This is a genomic window from Sphingomonas sp. GW822-FHT03G08 (genome assembly GCF_058801135.1).
Genome location: NZ_JBXAMZ010000001.1, coordinates 2,325,993 through 2,344,525, shown reverse-complemented (window position 1 = coordinate 2,344,525; position 18,533 = coordinate 2,325,993). Strand labels below are relative to the sequence as shown.

The following is an 18,533-nucleotide window of genomic DNA, read 5'->3' as shown; positions in this document are numbered from 1 at the left end:
CCGCACCCCGGTGAAGCGGCGGCCCTGCCTCTCCTCGAGAGCAGCAGGCGGATACCGGGAACCACGTTGTCAGCGATTGCAAGGATTACAAATGTCGAAGCGTTCCAGCGCAAAGTACAAGCTTGACCGCCGCATGGGCGAGAACATCTGGGGCCGTCCGAAGTCCCCGGTGAACAAGCGCGAATACGGCCCGGGCCAGCACGGCCAGCGCCGCAAGGGCAAGATGTCGGACTTCGGCATCCAGCTGCGCGCCAAGCAGAAGCTCAAGGGCTATTACGGCGACGTCACCGAGAAGCAGTTCAAGAAGGCGTATGAAGACGCCTCGAAGATGAAGGGCGATACGTCGCAGAACCTCATCGGCCTGCTCGAGCAGCGTCTCGACATGATCGTCTACCGCGCCAAGTTCGCGCCGACGATCTTCGCTGCCCGCCAGCTGGTCAACCACGGCCACGTCCTGGTCGATGGCGAGAAGTGCAACATCGGTTCGCGCCGCATCAAGCCGGGCCAGACCGTGTCGCTCCGTCCGAAGGCGCAGGAAATGGCGCTGGTGATGGAAGCCCAGAGCCTCGCCGAGCGCGACATCCCCGATTACGTGTCGCCGGACGGCGCCTCGAAGATCACCTTCACCCGCGTGCCGACCCTCGACGAGGTGCCGTACCCGGTGAAGATGGAACCGAATCTCGTGGTCGAGTTCTACTCGCGCTAAGGTTCGCTTCCTTCGGGAACGAGAAAAGAGGGCGGTCCTTCGGGGCCGCCCTTTTTCTTTGCTCCCCTCCCTGGAAGGGAGGGGAGGTTCAACGGCCCTAGGGCTTCGCCGCCAGCCCCAGCGCCGCCCGCAGGAAGGCATCGCTCTTGTCGAGCATCTGGGTGCGCGCCTTGTCGTCGTCGAGCTGGTGGTCGAGCCCCTTGAACTCCACCAGTTCCACCGGCTTGCCCGCACCGCGCAGCCGGCTGGCCATCATCCGCGATTCGCCGATGCCGACATTCAGGTCCTGGTCGCCATGGAACATCAGCACCGGCGCCTTGATCTTCTGGACGTTCTGCGCGGGCGAGCCTTCCTTCACATGCGGCCCGCTGCCGATGAACTTGCTGACGATATTGTAGCTGGTGAAGCCCTGCGCCTCGTTCCGCAGCGTCTCCAGGTCGGTCACCGGTGCGATCGCCACGATCGCCTTGAACAGGTCGGGGTCGAGCGCCGGGCTCTGCAGCGCCGCATAGCCGCCATAGGACCAGCCGACGATCGCCAGCTTGCCCGGCGCGGCGATGCCCTGCTTCTCCAGCCAGCGCCCGCCATCGTTCACATCGCCGATCGCGGTCCGCCAGGACTGGAAGCCGTTCTTCTGGAACCAGCCATCGCCATAGCCGGTCGATCCGCGGAAATTGGGCTGGAGCACGGCAAAGCCGCGCGCGGCGTAGAATTGCGCCAGCCAGTCGAAGCCCCATTCGTCGCGCGAACCCGGCCCGCCATGCGGCATCACGATCGCGGGCAGGTTCTTGCCGTCGCTGCCCACCGGCAGCGTCAGATAGCCCGGGATCTGGGTGCCGTCGGCGGCGGGGAAGGTCACCGGCTTGACCGATGCCAGCTTCGTCTCGGCCAGGGGCGGGCGCAGCGGCATGACCTCGCCCAGCTGCTTGCTGGTCTTGTCGTACAGATAATAGGTGCCGGGATCGGTGTCGCCGCCGGCGAACAGCAGCAGCTTCTTCTCGTCGGCGCTGGCATCGATGAAGGTGACCAGCGGCTTGCCGGGCAGGGCCCTGCCCAATGCGTTGCGCAGCTTCTGCAGCTCGGGATCGAAGAATTCGGTGGTCCGCTTGTCGGTGGCATAGCTCACGCCCACCACGCGGCGCTGCCGCCCGATCCGCACCAGCCCGTCGACATCGACCTGGGGATGCGCGAACACCAGCTTGCGGGTCAGGCTGCCGTCCAGCGCGATGCGGTACAGCGCGGATCGACCGTCCTTGTCGTCAAAGCCGTAGACGACATTGGCATCGCGATCGACGGCATAGGGATTGAAGCCCGAATAGCCGCCCCCGCCATCGCTCACCAGGTCGCCCAGCTTCTTCCAGTCGCGATCGCCGGCGGTGCGATACTGATAGCTGTAATTGCCGGTCAGCATGCCTTCGTTGCGCGCCTGGGCGAAGCCGATGATGCGGACATTGCCATGGCCGTCGCTGATATATTCGTTCGCGCCCCCGCGCGGCGACTCGACCAGCTTGCGCTTCAGCGTGGTCGCATCGACCAGCTCCACCGCCAGCCCCTCGCGCGCGTTCGCCACATGGCTACCGGTCGAATATTCCGGCACGAACTCGCGCGTCATCAGCACCGATCCGTTCGATCCGTCCGGGCCCCAGTCGATGATGTCGCCGCCGGACTGGATGATGTCCAGCGCGGTTGCGCTGTCGCGCTGGCTCAGCAGCTTCAGGTCCGATCCGTCGGCGTTGAGCGACACCATCCGGGTGAAGGCCAGCTTCTTGTCCAGCTTCCCGATCATGTAGATGTTGCATACGATCCGCGTCGTGCTGGCCCAGCGGCAGCTGGTGATCTGGTCGGGATCGCCGCTCGAGTTCATGACCACCTTGGAAGCACCGGTCTCCAGGTTCGCCACCACCAGCGCATCCCCCCGTCCGGAAACGGGCTGGAGCATCGCCACCTGGGTGCCGTCGGGCGACAGGCTGATCTGCTGGATGAATTCCCGCGCGCCGAATTTGCGCGCATCCTCGCTCTGGGCAAAGGCGATGGCCGGCACGGCCGATGCGGCAAGCAATGCCGCACGAACAAGATTCTTCATGATCCCCCCGATATTCGAACGGCCAGCCTAGCCGGTGCGCGGGCATTGGCAATCGGGTGATGGAACCGGCGCGGTGTCGAAGCCGATCGGGCGGCGGCTTTCCGGAATCTACTCAATCTGGCGGAAAACCGTGCTTATCGCGCCAGGATTGACCCATTTCGGCGGCACCTCGCCTGACGCGGTCGTTCGGGCGCTGTAACAAATCCGCAAACAGGGTCTCGGGTCGCACGGGGCCGCACCGCATGTTGCGCCAATCGGCGTCGGGGGTGCTCTTGCTGCGCGTGTCGCGGAATCCGGGGGGATCCGCGCCCGCGCAAGAGTCCGGGGGGACTTGCTTTGGGATTGCTTCATCGGGACGCCGGTCTCGATCATCCGGCGCTGGCAGCGCTGCTTGCCCGGCTCGGCACCGCCGAAGCCATCGCGGTGCCGCGCTATCCGCTGCCCGGCAGCCGCCGCGGCCGCTGCTACTGGAATGTGCGCGATCAGGTGCGGTTGCAGGGCGGGTCGTGCGTCTTCGGCTGGATGCTGGTCGAGATACCCGGCATCGCGCTGTTCGGCTGGCATCATGCGGTGTGGCGCGCGCCCTCGGGCCAGCTCTCCGATATCTCGCCGCATCCGGTCAGCGGGTGGGGCGTGGGCGTCACCAGCTTCGCGATCGATCCGGTCCAGGATCATGCGCTCGATTGGCCGCCCAACATGCCCCAGCTGTTCGCGCCGCTGCTCCGCGCCGATCCGCTCGAGCGCTTCATCGCCAGCGAGGCGGAGGTCCACGCCCTGCGGCAGCGCTATCGCGATGCCGAGCGACAGATCCCCTCGGCCACCTGCTTCGACGGCGAGCGGGATCTGATCATCCATGTCGATACGGTGGCCGACATCGCTCGGCTCAAGAAGCTCGAGCGCCGCTACTTGCCTCGCATCCGCGCGGCCGAGGCCCGCCGCGACGCGCTGATCCCGGCGCTCACCCGGCTCCAGCACGAAACGCTGGAACGCCTCGCCCATGCCGAGATCGCAGCCGACCTCGCCGCCGACGTGCTGCGCGCGGTCGGGGGGTAGCGAAAGCCGGGATCTCGGGCGAAGGCGGGCCAGCTACTCGGCAGTTCCCCCGGCGAAAGCCGGGGCCCAGGGTTTCTCTGCCGTCTCGCTTGTGACCCTGGGCCCCGGCCTTCGCCGGGGAACGGAAAGAGCCAGCGGAACAGGGAAGCCGGCCTACCGCCCCAATTCCCGCACCGCGAAGTCAATGAAGCTCGGCCAGTTATCCCGATTGTTATGCCCGCCGCGATGCTGGCGAAACGCCAGGTCGCCTTCGGTCACCGGCGTCAGCTCCGGCGGGAACACGCTCGCGCTCAGCCCCTTCGCCCCGCGCACCGTCCAGGCCGGCGATGCCGCCACCGCCGCCAGGAAGCTGCCCTTGGGGTCGACCCAGCCGTCGCCGGTATCCACCGTGCCCGCGCCCAGGAACAGCGGCCGCGGCGCCGAGAGCGCGATCAGCATATGCGCGTCGATCGGAAGGTCGAACTCGGTCTTCGGTCCGGCGTAGCGCAGGAAATTGCCGGCGAACCAGTGATACTCGCCCCCGGCCGCCAAATTGCCCATCCGCTCGCCGAAATTGCGCCGATAGAGCGCCGCGCCGCCCGCACCGGAAGAGCCGACAAAGCCGATCGCGAAGTGCGGATCATAGGCCATGGCGACCAGCGCCGCCTTGCCGTAGCGCGACAGCCCTTCGATCCCGATCCGTCGCCTGTCCACTTTCGCGTCCGAAGCGAGTGCCTCGCGCGCCTGGCTCGCCCCCCAGGCCCAGGCGCGCAGCACGCCCCAGTCCTCGGGGCCGCGCGGGCGCCCGCGCAGCGAGATGCCGATCACCCCGGTCTTGAGCTCGCCGCCATTGTCCGCCTGGATCGAATTCGCCACCACCACGGCATAGCCCCAGCCGCGCTTGAGCAGCTGTTCGGTATAGGGCGGACCGGGGTCGGCGGGGCGCGGCGGCCCGGGGAATTTGAAGCCTTCGGGGAAGCCGAAGCTCAGCATCACCGGCACGCGTTCGGGACGGTCGGGCAGCGTGTACCGTACGCGTATCGTCGCGGATGCTTGCGGGGCGTCCCGATTGTCGGCCACGCCTTCCAGCCAGCGCCTGGTCACCGGGATCCCGGCTTCGCTTGCCTTTTCCTCGCGCACCAGATTCCACGTTATTTTCGGGGCGGTTAGCGGCACGCGGCCATAGATCTCGCGGTCGAACAGCTCGACGATCTCGCGGCGCCGGCGGTCCCAGTCCTTGCTGTTCCTGACCGGCCGGCCGTCGTTCAGACGCATCATATCCGGAAGTTGCGGCGTGCCCGCTTTCGCCTCGTCATAGTTCACCGCATTGGGCGCGCTGGGGTTGAAACCATCCGCGCCCGCACGGATTTCCGCGATTCCCAGCCGATCGAGCATCGCCTGCCGGTCGGCATTGGCGGCGGTGTAATCCTGCTGCTGCGCGGCTGCGGGCAGGACGAGTGCCAATATCGGCGCACAGAGCGTCCACAAGCGCATCGCATCCCCTCCTATGTTATCGCTATCAGGCTGCCTCGCATTGCGAACCCGCGCAACCCTTGCCAACATCGGCGTACGAAGTTCTGTTTGGGGGTATCCATGCGCCATCTGCTCACCGTCGCCCTGTTGCTCTCCGGCACCGCGGCCAATGCCCAGACCATCCCGGTCGAGACGATGAAGGAGGTGACGCAGGTCCTGTCCTCCGACGCCTATGAAGGCCGCGCGCCGACCACCCCGGCCGAGGACAAGACGATCGCCTATATCGTCCAACGCTTTGAAAAGGCCGGGCTCAAGCCGGGCAACAAGGGGCAGTGGACGCAGGACGTGCCGCTGGTCGAGATCACCGCGAACAACGTGGCGCCGCTGGTCTTCACTGGCGGCAAGCAGGCGGTGTCGCTCGACTATCGCAAGGACATGGTCATCGCGACCTACCGGGTGGTGCCCAAGGTCGCGATCAAGGACAGCGACGTCGTCTTCGTCGGCTATGGCATCAACGCCCCCGAGCGCGGCTGGAACGACTATGCCGGTCTGGACGTGAAAGGGAAGACGGTGGTCATCCTGGTCAACGACCCCGACTATAAAACCCCGGAAACCAAGGGGTTGTTCGACGGCAAGGCGATGACCTACTATGGCCGCTGGACCTACAAGTTCGAAGAGGCCGCCCGGCAGGGCGCGGCCGCCGCGATCATCGTCCACGACACCTATCCGGCCGCCTATCCCTGGGGCGTGGTCCAGTCCTCCTGGACCGGCCCCCAGCTCGAGCAGGACACGCCGGGCGACCATATGGACCAGAGCCAGGCGATCGGCTGGATGCAGCTCGACAAGGCCAAGGCGCTGTTCGCCGCCGCGGGCAAGGACTTCGACGCCCTTTCGGCCGCTGCGGCGCAGAAGGGCTTCAAGGCGGTTCCGCTCGGCGTAAAGGCTTCTGTCGGCTGGGAAAACACGATCAAGCGCCAGGCGTCGAAGAACGTCGTCGGCGTGCTGCCGGGCACCGCGAAGCCCGACGAGGTCGTGCTCTACTCGGCCCATTGGGACCATCTCGGACGCTGCGACGCGGTGAATGGCGACGACATCTGCAACGGCGCGGTCGACAATGCCTCGGGCATCGGCGGCCTCGTCGCCCTTGCCGAAGCGCATGCCAAGGCCGGCCCGGCCAGCCGCAGCCTCGTCTTCCTCGCCGTCACCGCCGAGGAATCGGGCCTGCTCGGCAGCAAGTTCTACGCCGAGAACCCGGTCTATCCGCTCGCCAAGACCGTCGGCGGGGTGAACATGGATTCCTTGAATGTCATTGGAAAGACGAAGGATTTCGTGATCGCCGGCGCCGGCAAGTCCGAGCTGGAGGATCTGGTGAAGCCCTTCGTCGCGGCCGAGGGCCGGGTGATCGTCCCCGAGGCCCGGCCCGAGGCGGGCGGTTACTACCGCTCGGATCATTTCAGCTTCGCCAAGCTCGGCGTGCCGATGCTCTATGGCGAGAGCGGCGACGACCTGGTCAATGGCGGCAAGGAAGCCGGCGAGAAGGCCGCCAAGGACTATACCCAGAACCGCTATCACAAGCCCCAGGACGAATATAACCCGGCCTGGGACTGGAGCGGTTCGGTCTCGGACCTGAACATCTATTACGGCCTCGGCCGCCAGCTCGCCGAGGGCAGCGCTTGGCCGAACTGGTACAAGACCGCCGAATTCCGTGCGGTTCGCGACAGGTCTCGCGCCGGACAATGAACGGGATTATGGGGGCGGAATGACGATTCCGCCTCCCCCCAAGCCCGAATGGGCGCACCATCACGCCGTGTGGATCGGCTTCCCCAGCCATCCCGAACTCTGGCTCGACGATCTCGCCTCCGCGCGCCTCGAAGTCGCCGCCTTCGCCAAGGCCGTGCATGCCGAGGGCAAGGGCGAGCAGGTGATCCTGGTCGCCGCCAATGAGGAATCCGCCAAGGCTGCCCGTACCCTGGCGGGGAACGCGGCCAAGGTCGTGGTCGAGCCCTTCGGCGACATCTGGTTGCGCGACACCGCCGCGATCATCGGCGGCGACGGCACCGCGCACGACTTCCAGTTCAACGGCTGGGGCGGCAAGTACGACCTCGAAGGCGATGACGATATCGGCCACCGCCTCGCCGAGCGCGCCCAGATGAACGTCGAGGACCATGCCTGGGTGCTGGAGGGCGGTGCGATCGACGGCGATGGCACCGGCCTGGTGGTCACTACCGAGCAGTGCCTGCTCAACCGCAATCGCAACCCGCAGCTCAGCAAGGCCGAGGTCGAGGAGATGCTGCTCAAGGACCTGGGCTATACCCAGGTGCTGTGGCTGGGTGATGGCCTGCTCAACGACCATACCGACGGCCATGTCGACAATCTCGCTCGCTTCATCGGCCCCAACCGCCTGCTGATCCCCGAGGGGGCCGAGAACGACCCCAACTGGCGCATCTACCAGGACGCCGCCGCCCGCGCCGAGCGCGCCGGGGTCGAGGTCGTCCGCTTTCCCTCGCCGGGTCGGGTGCTCAACGAGGATGAGGAGATCATCCCGGCGAGCTACATGAACTTCTACATCGGCAATGCCGCGGTGGTCGTGCCGCTCTACGGTCAGGAGAACGACGTGGCAGCGGTGGACAAGCTCGCCGAGCTGTTCCCCGGCCGCGCGATCATCGGCCAGCGCGCCGACCATATCCTCACCGGCGGCGGCAGCTTCCACTGCATCAGCCAGCAGATTCCGGTGTAATTACAAGATCGTCATCCCCGCGGAGGCGGGGATGACGGTTATTTGGTCGGAGCGGGCGAAGGCGTCCCGGCGATCGGCGCGCCCGCCGTGCTGCTCAGCCGCCAGATCATGTTGCCGACATCGTCCGCCACCAGCAGCGCGCCGCCGGCATCGGTGATCAGGCCGACCGGACGACCGTTCACGGTCTTGCCGTCCTTGCCCAGGAAGCCGGTGAGCAGGTCGATCGGCTTCGCGTTCTTGAGCGGATAGCCATTGTCGCCGAACGGCACGAACACGAGCTTGTAGCCCGAGGGCGGCTCGCGGTTCCACGAGCCGTGCAGCGCGATGAACGCACCATTGGCGAACTTGCCGCCCAGCTTGGCATCGGCTGCGAAGGCGAGCCCAAGCGGCGCGGTATGGGCGCCCAGCGCGAAGTCAGGGCGCTTGGTGTATTCGCGCAGGTCCGGCCGCTCGGGCGTCACCCGCTTGTCGATATAGCCGCCCCAGTAATTCCACGGCCAGCCATAGAAGGCGCCGAAATCGACCTGGGTCAGATAGTCGGGCGGCATGTCCGATCCGAGCATGTCGCGCTCGTTGACCACGGTCCACAGATTGCCGGTATGCGGCTCGAACGCCATGCCGTTGGGGTTGCGCAGGCCCCAGGCATAGACGCGCGAGGACTTGGTTTCCGGCACCACCTCGAGGATCGCGGCGCGGGTGCGCCTGGCGGCGTCGAGCTGCCTGGCGACCTGGAAGGGCGAGTCGGCGCCATAGATGTCGCCTTCCTTGTCGAGCCCGTTCTCGCCGATGTTCGAGGAGGAGCCGACGGCGACATAGATGCGCTTGCCATCCGGCGAGGCGAGGATGTTGCGCGCCCAGTGATTGCCGCCGCCGGCCAGGTCGATGATCTTCTCGGGCTTGGCGGTGATCCTGGTGTCGCCGGCTTTGTAGGGGAAGCGGACCAGTGCGTCTGTATTGGCGACGTAGAGCCAGTCGCCGATCAGCGCCATGCCGCTCGGCGAGTTCAGCCCCTCGATCAGCGCCGAGCGCTGGTCGGCCACGCCGTCGCCATTGGTGTCGCGCAGCAGGGTGATGCGGTTGGCCGAGGGCACGCCGGCACCGGCGCGGTTCAGCATGATCCCCATGATCCAGCCGGTGATGCCACCGCCCTCGCGCGGGGGCGAGTTGCTCTCGGCGACAAGCACGTCGCCATTGGGCAGGCGATAGAGCCAGCGCGGGTGATCGAGCTTGTCGGCGAAGGGTGCGACCTGCAGCCCCTCGGGCGCGGTCGGCTTGGCGCCGTTCGCCCAGCCCACCGGCTTGGCGATGCGGACGGTCGGGACGTCCTGGTAGCGCGCTTCGCTCAGCTGGGGGACGACGCCGGTGACGGCGCTTTCGGAGAGCTTGGCCTTGTCCGGCTGGATTGCCCAGACGACGAGGCCGATGAGCACCACCACGACGATGGCAAGGACGATGAGGATCCGCTTGAGCATGGCGGAAGGATAGGGGGCGGGCGGGCCTAAGCCAATGGCTTTCGGCCCGCCCGCCGCGGGTCTTACTTCAGGTCGAAGCGATCCGCGTTCATCACCTTGGTCCAGGCGGCGACGAAGTCCTTCACGAACTTCTCCTCATTGCCGTTCTCGGCATAGACCTCGCCGACTGCGCGCAGTTCCGAGTTCGAGCCGAAGATCAGGTCCGCGCGGGTCGCCCGCCACTTCTCATGGCCTGCCGCGCGGTCGGTGGCGACATATTCGTCGTCGCCTTCCCCGGCAGCCGCCCAGACATTGGTCATGTCGTAGAGGTTGACGAAGAAGTCGTTGGTCAGCTGGCCCGGGCGCTTGGTGAAATGGCCATGGCCGCGCTCGCCGTGATTGGCGCCGAGCACGCGCAGGCCGCCGATCAGCACGGTCATCTCGGGCACCGAGAGGCCGAGCAGCGAGGCGCGATCGAGCATCATCTCCTCGACCTTCACCGCCAGCTTCTTCTTGCCGACATAGTTGCGGAACGCGTCCGCCTCGGGCTCCATCACCGCGAAGCTGTCGGCGTCGGTCTGCGCCGCCGTCGCATCGCCGCGACCGCCGGTGAAGGGCACCGCTACGCCGAAGCCTGCGTCCTTGATCGCCTTCTCAAGTCCGACCACGCCGCCGAGCACGATGGCATCGGCCAGCGACAGGTTGCCGCGCAGGCCATTGAGCGTGTCGATGACGTTGGCGAGCGTTGCCGGCTCGTTGACCTCCCAGTCCTTCTGCGGGGCCAGCCTCACGCGCGCGCCGTTGGCGCCACCGCGGAAATCCGACTTGCGGAAGGTGCTGGCCGAGGCCCAGGCCGCCTTGACCAGCTGGCTGACCGTTAGTCCGCTTCCCGCGATCTTCGCCTTCACCCCCGCGACATCGGCGTCCGAGGGCTCGGTGCCGGCCGGGATCGGATCCTGCCAGATCAGGTCTTCGGCGGGGACTTCCGGCCCGAGATAGCGGACCTTGGGGCCCATGTCGCGGTGGGTCAGCTTGAACCAGGCGCGGGCGAAGGCGTCCTTGAACGCTTCGTGATCGGCGCGGAACTTCTCGCTGATCGCGCGGAACTCGGGATCGCGTTTCAAGGCCATGTCGGCGGTGGTCATCATCGTCGGGACCTTGATGTTCGAATCCCACGCCGCCGGCGCCATGTCCTCCTCTTTCTGGTTGATCGGCTGCCACTGGTTGGCGCCCGCGGGGGACTTCACCAGTTCATAGTCATAGTCGAACAGCAGCCGGAAATAATTCTCGGTCCATTCGCGGGGGGTATTGGTCCAGGCGCCCTCGATGCCGCTGGTGACGGTATGCTCGCCGATGCCGCCGCTCTCATGGCCGCTCACCCAGCCGAATCCCTGCGCGGCCAGATCGCCGCCTGCCGGCGCAGCGCCGAGCAGCGATGCGTCACCATTGCCATGCGCCTTGCCGAAAGTGTGGCCGCCGGCGGTGAGCGCGACGGTCTCCTCGGCGTTCATCGCCATGCGCGCGAAGGTTTCCTTCATGTCGCGCGCCATGCCGGCATCGTCATGCGGATTGCCCTGCGGACCTTCGGGATTGACGTAGATCAGGCCCATCTGGATCGCGGCGAGCGGGCCTTCGATTTCATGGAAGCCATGCTCGGGGGCGATGCGGGTCTGGACGCCCTCGTTCACCCATTTGTCTTCGGAGCCCCAGTAGATGTCGCGCTCGGGCTCATAGACATCGGGGCGGCCGCCGCCGAAGCCGAAAACGGGCCCGCCCATGCTCTCGATCGCGACATTGCCGGTGAGGATGAACAGGTCGGCCCAGCTGATGTGCTTGCCGTATTTCTGCTTGATCGGCCACAGCAGGCGGCGCGCCTTGTCGAGATTGCCATTGTCAGGCCAGCTATCGAGCGGAGCGAAGCGCTGCTGGCCACTGTTGGCGCCACCACGGCCATCGGCGGTGCGATAGGTGCCGGCGGCGTGCCAGGCCATGCGGATGAAGAAGGGGCCATAATGCCCGTAATCCGCCGGCCACCAGGGCTGGCTGTCGGTCATCAGTGCGGTGAGATCGGCCTTGAGCGCGGCATAGTCGAGCTGCTTGAAGGCTTCGGCATAGTCGAAATCGGCGCCCATCGGGTTGGACGAGCCATTGGGGTTGAGGATTTCGGTGGCAAGCATCTCGGGCCACCAATCCTTGTTGGTGCGGCCGAGCAGTGCGCGCACGCCGCCTGCGCCGTGCATCGGACAGCCACCGCCGTCGATCGATCCAGTCTTAGCGTCCATCTCCCAAGCTCCTTGCTGAATGTGCGTCCCATGGGATGCCACTCCGGATGCAATCGAAGAAATGGATTAGATCGCCGTCAGTGATCGAGTGGGTGATTTTTACGACACGCCGTTGTCACCAGGACCGTCATCCGTCGGAAGCTGGAATCTCGTGCCGCATCGCGCCTTCACCGAGATCCCGGCTTTCGCCGGGATGACGGGTAGGTGGTGGGCGGCCGATTATTCCTCCGCCAGCGCCTTCTCGACGGGCGGATGGAGGCGCAGCTTCGTCACGCGCTTGGGGTCGGCCTCGACGATCTCGAGCTTCCAGCCGCTGTCATGCTCCAGACATTCCCCCGCCGCCGGTACGTGGCCGGCGAGGATGAAGGCGAGGCCGCCCAGCGTGTCGACATCGCCGTCGACTTCGCCCAGTCGCGGGTCGATCGTCTCGGCGACGTCCTCCAGCTCGGCGCGGGCATCGGCTTCCCAGCCGCCGCCCTCGATCGGCACGAGCAGCGCGGTCGGTGCCTCGTCATGCTCGTCCTCGATCTCGCCGACGATCTCCTCGATCAGGTCCTCGATCGTGATCAGCCCCTCGGTGCCCGAATATTCGTCGAGCACGATGGCTAGGTGCGTCCGCCGGCCGCGCATCTGGGCGAGCAGGTCGAGCGCGCCCATCGACTGGGGCACATAGAGCGGCTGGCGGATCAGGGCGGACAGGTTCTCCGGGTGCGGCGCGCCACTGGCCAGGATGTTGAACACGTCCTTGATATGGACCATGCCGATGATGGTATCGAGTTCCTCCCGATACACCGGCAGGCGGCTGTGGCCGGCTTCCTCGAACAGCTTCACCAGGTCAGCGAAGCTGGTCTTCTCCTCGACCGCGATGATGTCCGCACGGGGCACGCCGACATCGCCGGCATCGCGCTCGCCGAAATGGAGCAGGTTGCGCAGCATCTGCCGCTCGATCGGGGCGAGGTCGCCTACCGGGCTCCTGCCGCCATCTTCCTCATGCTCGTCGATCGCATCTTCCAGCCGATCCCGCAGCGTCTCTTCTTGATCGTCACCGAACAGGAGGGTGCGGATTCCGCGCCATATCCCGCCACCTTCGTGGTTGTCGCCGCCAGCGCTGCTACTTTGGCCCTCGGGCATGTTCGGTGTTCAATCCTCGCGTATCAGATAGGGGTCGTGCAAACCGAGGTCGCGGAGCGCGGCGCGCTCCATCTCCTCCATGGCCTCGGCTTCCGCGTCGTCCATATGGTCATAGCCTAGCAAATGCAGCAGGCCGTGGACAATCAGGTGCGTGGCGTGATCTTCGACCGAGACCTTGCGCTCCGCCGCCTCGGCCGCGCAGACGCCGTGGGCCAGGACGATGTCGCCCAGCAACACCTCGCCGTCGTCGGTATTCTCGGTCACCGCTTCCATCAGATCCTGCTGGATCATCGGGAAGGACAGCACGTTGGTCGGCTTGTCCTTGTCCCGATATTGCCGGTTGAGGACATGGACCTCCTCGTCGGAGGTGAAGCGCACCGCGACTTCGATCGTCGCGGGGTGATCCAGCCATTCGAGGAACGGCGTCTGGCGGATCGCGGTCTCCGCCGCGCGGTTGGCGAGGGATTCCCAATCGGCAGCGGGCCAGGGGGCTTCAACGAGGGCGGCAACGTCCAGCACTTAAAGCCCCCCCCTTTCAAGGGAGGGATTGGGGTGGGTGGCGTCCTGGCCATACTGAAGATGGATAGTCATGCGGCTGCCGTAGCGCACGCATCGACCCACCCCCAGCCCCTCCCTTTCAGGGAGGGCAGCTTTTTGCCCCTTAAGCATTCGGGCCCTCATAGGCATCGACGATCCGGCCCACAATCGGGTGACGGACGACATCGGCTGCCGTGAAGCGCGAAAAGGCGATGCCCTCGACGCCCTCGAGACGGCGGACCGCATCGTTGAGGCCCGAGGCGGGCGGGCCTCCGGGGAGGTCGACCTGGTTGGGATCGCCGCAGATCACCATCCGGCTGTTCTGGCCGAAACGGGTGAGGAACATCTTCATCTGCGCCGGCGTGGTGTTCTGCGCCTCGTCGAGGATGACGAAGGCATCGGCCAGGGTGCGGCCACGCATGAAGGCGATCGGCGCGATCTCGATCTCGCCGCTGGCGATGCGCCGCTCGACCTGCTCGGCGGGCAGGCAGTCATAGAGCGCGTCGTAGATCGGGCGGAGATAGGGATCGACCTTCTCCTTCATGTCGCCGGGCAGGAAGCCGAGCCGCTCGCCGGCCTCGACCGCGGGGCGCGACAGCACCAGCCGCTGGACGCTGCCGGTGATGAGCTGCGCCACCGCCTGGGCGACGGCGAGATAGGTCTTGCCGGTGCCCGCCGGCCCGAGCGCGAAGATCATGTCGTTCGACACCAGCTCGCGCATGTAGTGCGTCTGGGCGACCGAGCGGGGTACGATGGTCTTCTTTCGGGTGCGGATCATGATCGAGGCGGGGGCGTTGCCGTTGTCCGCCTTGACGATGCCGGTGAACATCGGCTCGCTCGACATCGCGATCACGGCGTCGATCAGGCCGGTGTCGATCACTTCGCCGCGGATGACCCGGGCATGGAGTTCCTGCAGCACCTCGCGGGCATGGGCGACGGCTTCGGTCGTCCCCTCGATCTGCACGCGCTGGCCGCGGGCATGGATATAGACGCCCAGCCGCTCCTCAAGCGCGAGGATATTGCTATCGAACTCGCCGAAAAGCTGGGGCAGGAGCTGGGGCTTGTCGAAATTCACCTCGGCGCGGGAGCGTTCACCGGACTGGGCGGGGACAGGCTTGCGGCTCATGCGGCTCCTTCGCGCTGAAAAATGTTGAATCTCTTGAGTGTCCCACGCGTATGCGAGGTCGCCAGTTGCACGGCGCACGTAGCGGCGCTGCGTGTCAAAGCGAAGACGATGCGGGCGGTTCCCTGTCGCATGCGATATGGGGAGAGTGACAGAGGTTTTCCAACTTGGACAGCGCCAATTTTGGCCTGACTTCAAGGAAGCCGGGGACTGTGCGATAGAGGCCACATGACCAGAGGTCGCCCGCCTGAGCAGAAGTCGCCGCAGCAGAAAAAGGCGCTGTCCTATGCGAAGGATCGCCGCAACGCCTATGGCGCCAACGACAAGGCGGCGCGCAAGGCCATCCCGGCACGCAAGGCCGGCGAGAATCGCAAGGTGCGGCGCAAGGCGGTGCATGCGCTCGCGGTGATCGAGCGGCTCGACGAAAGTGGGGCCGAGGCCGTCGAGAGCGCGCTTGCGCACGATATCGAACGCGTCAACGGCTGGACGAAGAGCGCGGACATGCCGCTTGGCGAACATGTCGCGGAGCAGACGCTCCGGGCGGAGCGCCGCACCGACAGCATTGCGCGGGTCCGCGCCGAGAAGGAGCGGCAGCGCGCCGCGCCCGATTTCGACGGCAGCATCGTGATCGGGAGCGGCGTTCGCTTTCCGCCCGGGGATTAGTCGATCCTGCCCGACTGACTCGCCTGCCACATCATCGCATCGAGCCAGCGATCGGGCAGCCAATGCGCCAGGAACAGGAAGACCGGCGCGCCGCCGCCGGTGCCGTAGCGGATGCGCGGACGGCGTGCGGCGGCGGCGCGTGCGATCGTCCTCGCCACCACCTCAGGCGGCGAGGCGAAGCGCATCGCATTGGCATTGCCGAGCATCGCGGCGTGACGGAGCGCCCAGGGCGCATAGGCGCTCTTGCCCGAGCGCTCGACCAGGCTCTGATGGGCAATACCGCTCCATTCGGTGCGGATCGCGCCGGGCTCGATCACCACGACGCGGATGCCGAAGGGGCGCAGCTCAAGGCGCAGGCAATCGCTGAAGCCCTCCACCGCGAACTTGGTGGCATGGTACCAGCCGCCGAACGGCTCGCCGAACTTGCCGCCGATCGAGGTGACGTTGACGATCGTCCCCGATTTCTGCGCGCGCATCAGCGGGGTGGCGAGCTGGCAGAGCCGGGCGAGGCCGAACACATTGACCTCCATCTGGCGGCGGGCCTCCTCCATCGGCACATCCTCGATCGCGCCATAGCTGCCATAGCCGGCATTGTTGACGAGCAGGTCGAGCCGGCCGGCGGCGGCGCGGATCGTCTCGATCGCCGCGACGATCGAGGCGTCGTCGGTCAGGTCGAGGTCGATCAGCTCGGCGCCGAGGCGCTTGAGCGGGGCCATCCGATCGAGGCGGCGGGCAGCGGCGAAGACCTTGTAGCCATCCTGGATCAGGCGCTGGACGGTGGCTTCGCCGATTCCGGCCGAGGCGCCGGTGACGAGGGCGGTTTTCTGCATTCTGGGCTCCGGTTGCGAGGTGGAGCCTGGCCATATAAGTGTGGACCATAGTCCATGGTCAAGGGATGAATCGCATGCTGATCTCTGAATTCGCCCGGCGGGCGGGCATGAGCACCGACACGGTGCGCTTCTACATCCGCAAGGGGCTGCTTGCGCCCGAAACGGGCGTGAAGGGCGGCTCCAACCCGTACCAGATCTTCACCGAGGAGCATCTGGAAGCGGCGCGGATGGTGCGGATGGCGCAGAGCCTAGGCTTCTCGCTGCGCGAGATCGCGACGCTGTCGGCCGAATATTATGCCGGCGGGATGACGCCCGAGCGCAGCCTGGAGCTGATGCGGATGCAGCTTGCCCGGCTGGAGGAGAAGGCAGCGCAGCTCAATGCGATGGTCGACTATACCCGTGCCAAGGTGAAGTGGCTGGAGACCGGGCAGAAGGGTTCGGAGCCGGTGTTCGGCGCGTTCGACGGCTGCTGGGCCGAGCCGGTGACGACATCGGCCAAGCAGGCCGCCTGAGCGGGGCCTCAGGCGTCGAGCATCCGCGCCTCGTCGAGCTCGATCCGATCGCGGCCGGCGCGCTTGGCGGCGTAGAGCGCCTTGTCGGCGCGCTGCATCGCCACCGCGATCTGCTCGGGCCCGCGCAGGAAGGCGAGGCCGCAGGAGAAGGTGACCGGTTCTTCCGGATTGGGACCGATCGGATCGGCATGGAGCGCGGTGCGCAGCCGTTCGATCAGCGCGCGGGCGTCGCGCGGGCCCATGCCGGGGATCAGGATGGCGAATTCCTCTCCGCCCCAGCGCGCGACCAGATCGGAGCGGCGCATCGTCTCGGTGAGGCGGCTGGCGAATTCGCGCAGCACCAGATCGCCTTCGTCATGGCCGAAGATGTCGTTGATCCGCTTGAAGAAATCGATGTCGACCAGCGCGAGCGTGGCGCGGGTGCCGGCGCGCAGATGCGCCGCTGCGTCGAGGAAGCCGCGCCGGTTGCGCAGGCCGGTGAGCAGGTCGCGCTCGGCGGCATCGCGCAGCTGGCTGATCCGCGTATTGGTGGCGATCGCGGCAAGGCCGACGCTGTCGAGCAGCTCGCCGGCGAGATCGCGGCCGCCGGCGGGGACATCGACCACGGGTTTCCCGTCCTGTACTTCGCGCAGCATCGCCGAGGCCTGGCGGATCGGGGCGAGCAGGGCGCCGAGCGCATAGATGGCCGCGAGGGTGCCCGCGAGCGTGGCGAGCAGCAGCGGCAAGAAGATCTGCCATTCCCATTCGCCGATCACCGCCTGGCTGGCGATGAAGGTGATCAGCGGCAGGTGCACCGCGACGAAGCAGATGGCGAAGATGCGCAGGTGGAAGTGGCGCGGGAACAGGAACCGCGTGGCGAGATAGAAGCGCATTCTGGCGCGACCCCCTTCTTGTCTTTTGCGTCCGGCCGAATGGCGGGCGTTGGGACATAAGGAGCTAGGTTTCCGAAACTTACCAGGTGCTTGCCGGGCATCGTTAACGCGTCGGAGCGATGCGATACGGCGACGATTCGGAAAGGCGGCCCTCCGTGCCCCGCGCTTCGGTCCCTCGCAATCGGAAACCCTGTGTTTCGCAGCCGTAATGGCGACTTTGCCGCCGCTCGGTGCGTTCCCCGAAGACCCTGGGGATCGACTAGCAAGGACGAAGATAATGCAGGATTTTGAAGGCAAGGTCGCCATTGTGACGGGCGCGGCGTCGGGCATCGGCGCGGCGGTGGCAAAGGACCTTGCGGAGCGCCGGGCGAAGGTGGTGGTCGCCGATTTCGACGGGGCGCATGCGAAGAGCTTTGCGGATAGCCTTGGCGGGAACGCGCGGTCGTTCCAGCTCGATGTCGCCGATCCCGAGGCGGTGCGTGCCATGGTCGACTTCGCGGTGGCCGAGTTCGGTGCGCTGCACCTGGCGGTGAACAATGCTGGCATCGGTGGGCCCGCCGCGCCGATCGCGGACATCTCGCTGGAGGATTGGCACCGGGTGATCGATGTCGATCTGAACAGCGTGTTCTACTGCCTGAAGTACCAGATCCCCGCGATCGTCGCCGCCGGGGGCGGTTCGATCGTCAACATGGCCTCGATCCTCGGCGCGGTCGGCTGGGGCGGCTCGGGCATCTACGTCACCGCCAAGCATGCGCTGCTCGGCCTCACCAAGAATGCCGCGATCGACTATGCCGACAAGGGCGTGCGCGTGAACGCGGTCGGCCCGGGCTTCATCCGCACGCCGGCGATCGCGGCGAACATGACCGACGAGGCGATCGCGGGCCTGGCGGGCAAGCACCTGCTGGGTCGGCTGGGCACGCCCGAGGAAGTCGCGGCGCTGACCAGCTTCCTGCTCTCCGACAAGGCGAGCTTCATGACCGGCACCTATTATCCGGTCGATGGCGGCTATCTGGCCCGCTAGGCTTTGGCGCGCGCGGCGAACCCGTTGCTCAAGCTGTTCCCCGGCCTTCGCCGGGGAACTAAAATCCCGCACAAGCAGGT

Annotated in this window: 16 protein-coding genes; 7 read left to right on the top strand and 9 right to left on the bottom strand. The window is 66.5% G+C overall.

What is annotated here, in order from left to right:
• Positions 1-91 precede the first annotated feature (91 nt).
• Positions 92-706, top strand: a complete 615-nt coding sequence (gene rpsD, locus AC1RJ5_RS10700; protein WP_184161264.1) for a 30S ribosomal protein S4 — start codon at positions 92-94, stop codon at positions 704-706.
• Positions 707-803: 97 nt separating this feature from the next.
• On the opposite strand, the gene AC1RJ5_RS10695 is transcribed toward rpsD, so the two are convergent.
• Entirely contained in the window at positions 804-2,789 is a 1,986-nt protein-coding gene (locus tag AC1RJ5_RS10695) for an alpha/beta hydrolase family protein (RefSeq protein WP_493113244.1), read from the bottom strand.
• Between the two features lie 336 nt (positions 2,790-3,125).
• Here AC1RJ5_RS10695 and AC1RJ5_RS10690 point away from each other — a divergent pair, with 336 nt between their 5' ends.
• A complete protein-coding gene (locus AC1RJ5_RS10690) occupies positions 3,126-3,842 on the top strand; it encodes a hypothetical protein (RefSeq protein ID WP_269573906.1) in 717 nt (238 codons plus the stop codon).
• Positions 3,843-3,995: 153 nt separating this feature from the next.
• On the opposite strand, the gene AC1RJ5_RS10685 is transcribed toward AC1RJ5_RS10690, so the two are convergent.
• A complete protein-coding gene (locus tag AC1RJ5_RS10685) occupies positions 3,996-5,315 on the bottom strand; it encodes a glucuronyl esterase domain-containing protein (protein ID WP_493113242.1) in 1,320 nt (439 codons plus the stop codon).
• A gap of 99 nt (positions 5,316-5,414) precedes the next feature.
• On the opposite strand from AC1RJ5_RS10685, the gene AC1RJ5_RS10680 reads away from it, so the two are divergent.
• Positions 5,415-7,034, top strand: coding sequence for a M28 family metallopeptidase (locus AC1RJ5_RS10680; RefSeq protein ID WP_269573908.1), 1,620 nt, complete (start codon positions 5,415-5,417; stop codon positions 7,032-7,034).
• A gap of 19 nt (positions 7,035-7,053) precedes the next feature.
• Positions 7,054-8,031: an agmatine deiminase family protein gene (locus AC1RJ5_RS10675; RefSeq protein WP_269573909.1), complete on the top strand. Its 978-nt coding sequence runs from the start codon at positions 7,054-7,056 to the stop codon at positions 8,029-8,031.
• A 38-nt stretch (positions 8,032-8,069) separates the two neighbouring features.
• Here the strand turns inward: AC1RJ5_RS10675 and AC1RJ5_RS10670 are convergent, their stop codons facing one another.
• From AC1RJ5_RS10670 to AC1RJ5_RS10650, 5 genes are all read right to left on the bottom strand, one after another.
• Positions 8,070-9,503, bottom strand: a complete 1,434-nt coding sequence (locus tag AC1RJ5_RS10670; RefSeq protein ID WP_493113239.1) for a PQQ-dependent sugar dehydrogenase — start codon at positions 9,501-9,503, stop codon at positions 8,070-8,072.
• Positions 9,504-9,565: 62 nt separating this feature from the next.
• A complete protein-coding gene (gene katG, locus AC1RJ5_RS10665; protein WP_493113237.1) occupies positions 9,566-11,764 on the bottom strand; it encodes a catalase/peroxidase HPI in 2,199 nt (732 codons plus the stop codon).
• Positions 11,765-11,983: 219 nt separating this feature from the next.
• Positions 11,984-12,895 (bottom strand): hemolysin family protein, encoded by a 912-nt coding sequence (locus tag AC1RJ5_RS10660; protein ID WP_493113235.1) that lies wholly within the window; start codon positions 12,893-12,895, stop codon positions 11,984-11,986.
• A gap of 9 nt (positions 12,896-12,904) precedes the next feature.
• Positions 12,905-13,414 carry an rRNA maturation RNase YbeY gene (gene ybeY, locus AC1RJ5_RS10655; RefSeq protein WP_493113233.1) on the bottom strand — a complete coding sequence of 170 codons (510 nt, stop codon included), beginning with the start codon at positions 13,412-13,414 and terminating at the stop codon, positions 12,905-12,907.
• Between the two features lie 142 nt (positions 13,415-13,556).
• Complete coding sequence (locus AC1RJ5_RS10650; RefSeq protein ID WP_184161239.1) at positions 13,557-14,558, bottom strand: PhoH family protein; 1,002 nt, start codon at positions 14,556-14,558, stop codon at positions 13,557-13,559.
• A gap of 225 nt (positions 14,559-14,783) precedes the next feature.
• On the opposite strand from AC1RJ5_RS10650, the gene AC1RJ5_RS10645 reads away from it, so the two are divergent.
• Positions 14,784-15,218 (top strand): hypothetical protein, encoded by a 435-nt coding sequence (locus AC1RJ5_RS10645; protein WP_342250221.1) that lies wholly within the window; start codon positions 14,784-14,786, stop codon positions 15,216-15,218.
• On the opposite strand, the gene AC1RJ5_RS10640 is transcribed toward AC1RJ5_RS10645, so the two are convergent.
• Positions 15,215-16,048 carry an oxidoreductase gene (locus AC1RJ5_RS10640; protein WP_342250220.1) on the bottom strand — a complete coding sequence of 278 codons (834 nt, stop codon included), beginning with the start codon at positions 16,046-16,048 and terminating at the stop codon, positions 15,215-15,217. The two genes, AC1RJ5_RS10645 and AC1RJ5_RS10640, sit on opposite strands and share 4 nt — an antisense overlap.
• Positions 16,049-16,122: 74 nt before the next feature.
• Between AC1RJ5_RS10640 and AC1RJ5_RS10635 the strand changes: the two genes are divergently transcribed.
• Positions 16,123-16,560, top strand: coding sequence for a MerR family transcriptional regulator (locus tag AC1RJ5_RS10635; protein WP_269573916.1), 438 nt, complete (start codon positions 16,123-16,125; stop codon positions 16,558-16,560).
• Between the two features lie 8 nt (positions 16,561-16,568).
• Here the strand turns inward: AC1RJ5_RS10635 and AC1RJ5_RS10630 are convergent, their stop codons facing one another.
• The gene (locus tag AC1RJ5_RS10630; protein WP_269573917.1) at positions 16,569-17,432 is read right to left on the bottom strand and encodes a GGDEF domain-containing protein; all 864 of its coding nucleotides are present in this window, start codon (positions 17,430-17,432) and stop codon (positions 16,569-16,571) included.
• Positions 17,433-17,709: 277 nt separating this feature from the next.
• Between AC1RJ5_RS10630 and AC1RJ5_RS10625 the strand changes: the two genes are divergently transcribed.
• On the top strand, positions 17,710-18,453 hold the full coding sequence (locus AC1RJ5_RS10625) for an SDR family NAD(P)-dependent oxidoreductase (protein WP_493113229.1): 744 nt from the start codon (positions 17,710-17,712) through the stop codon (positions 18,451-18,453).
• Positions 18,454-18,533: the final 80 nt, after the last annotated feature.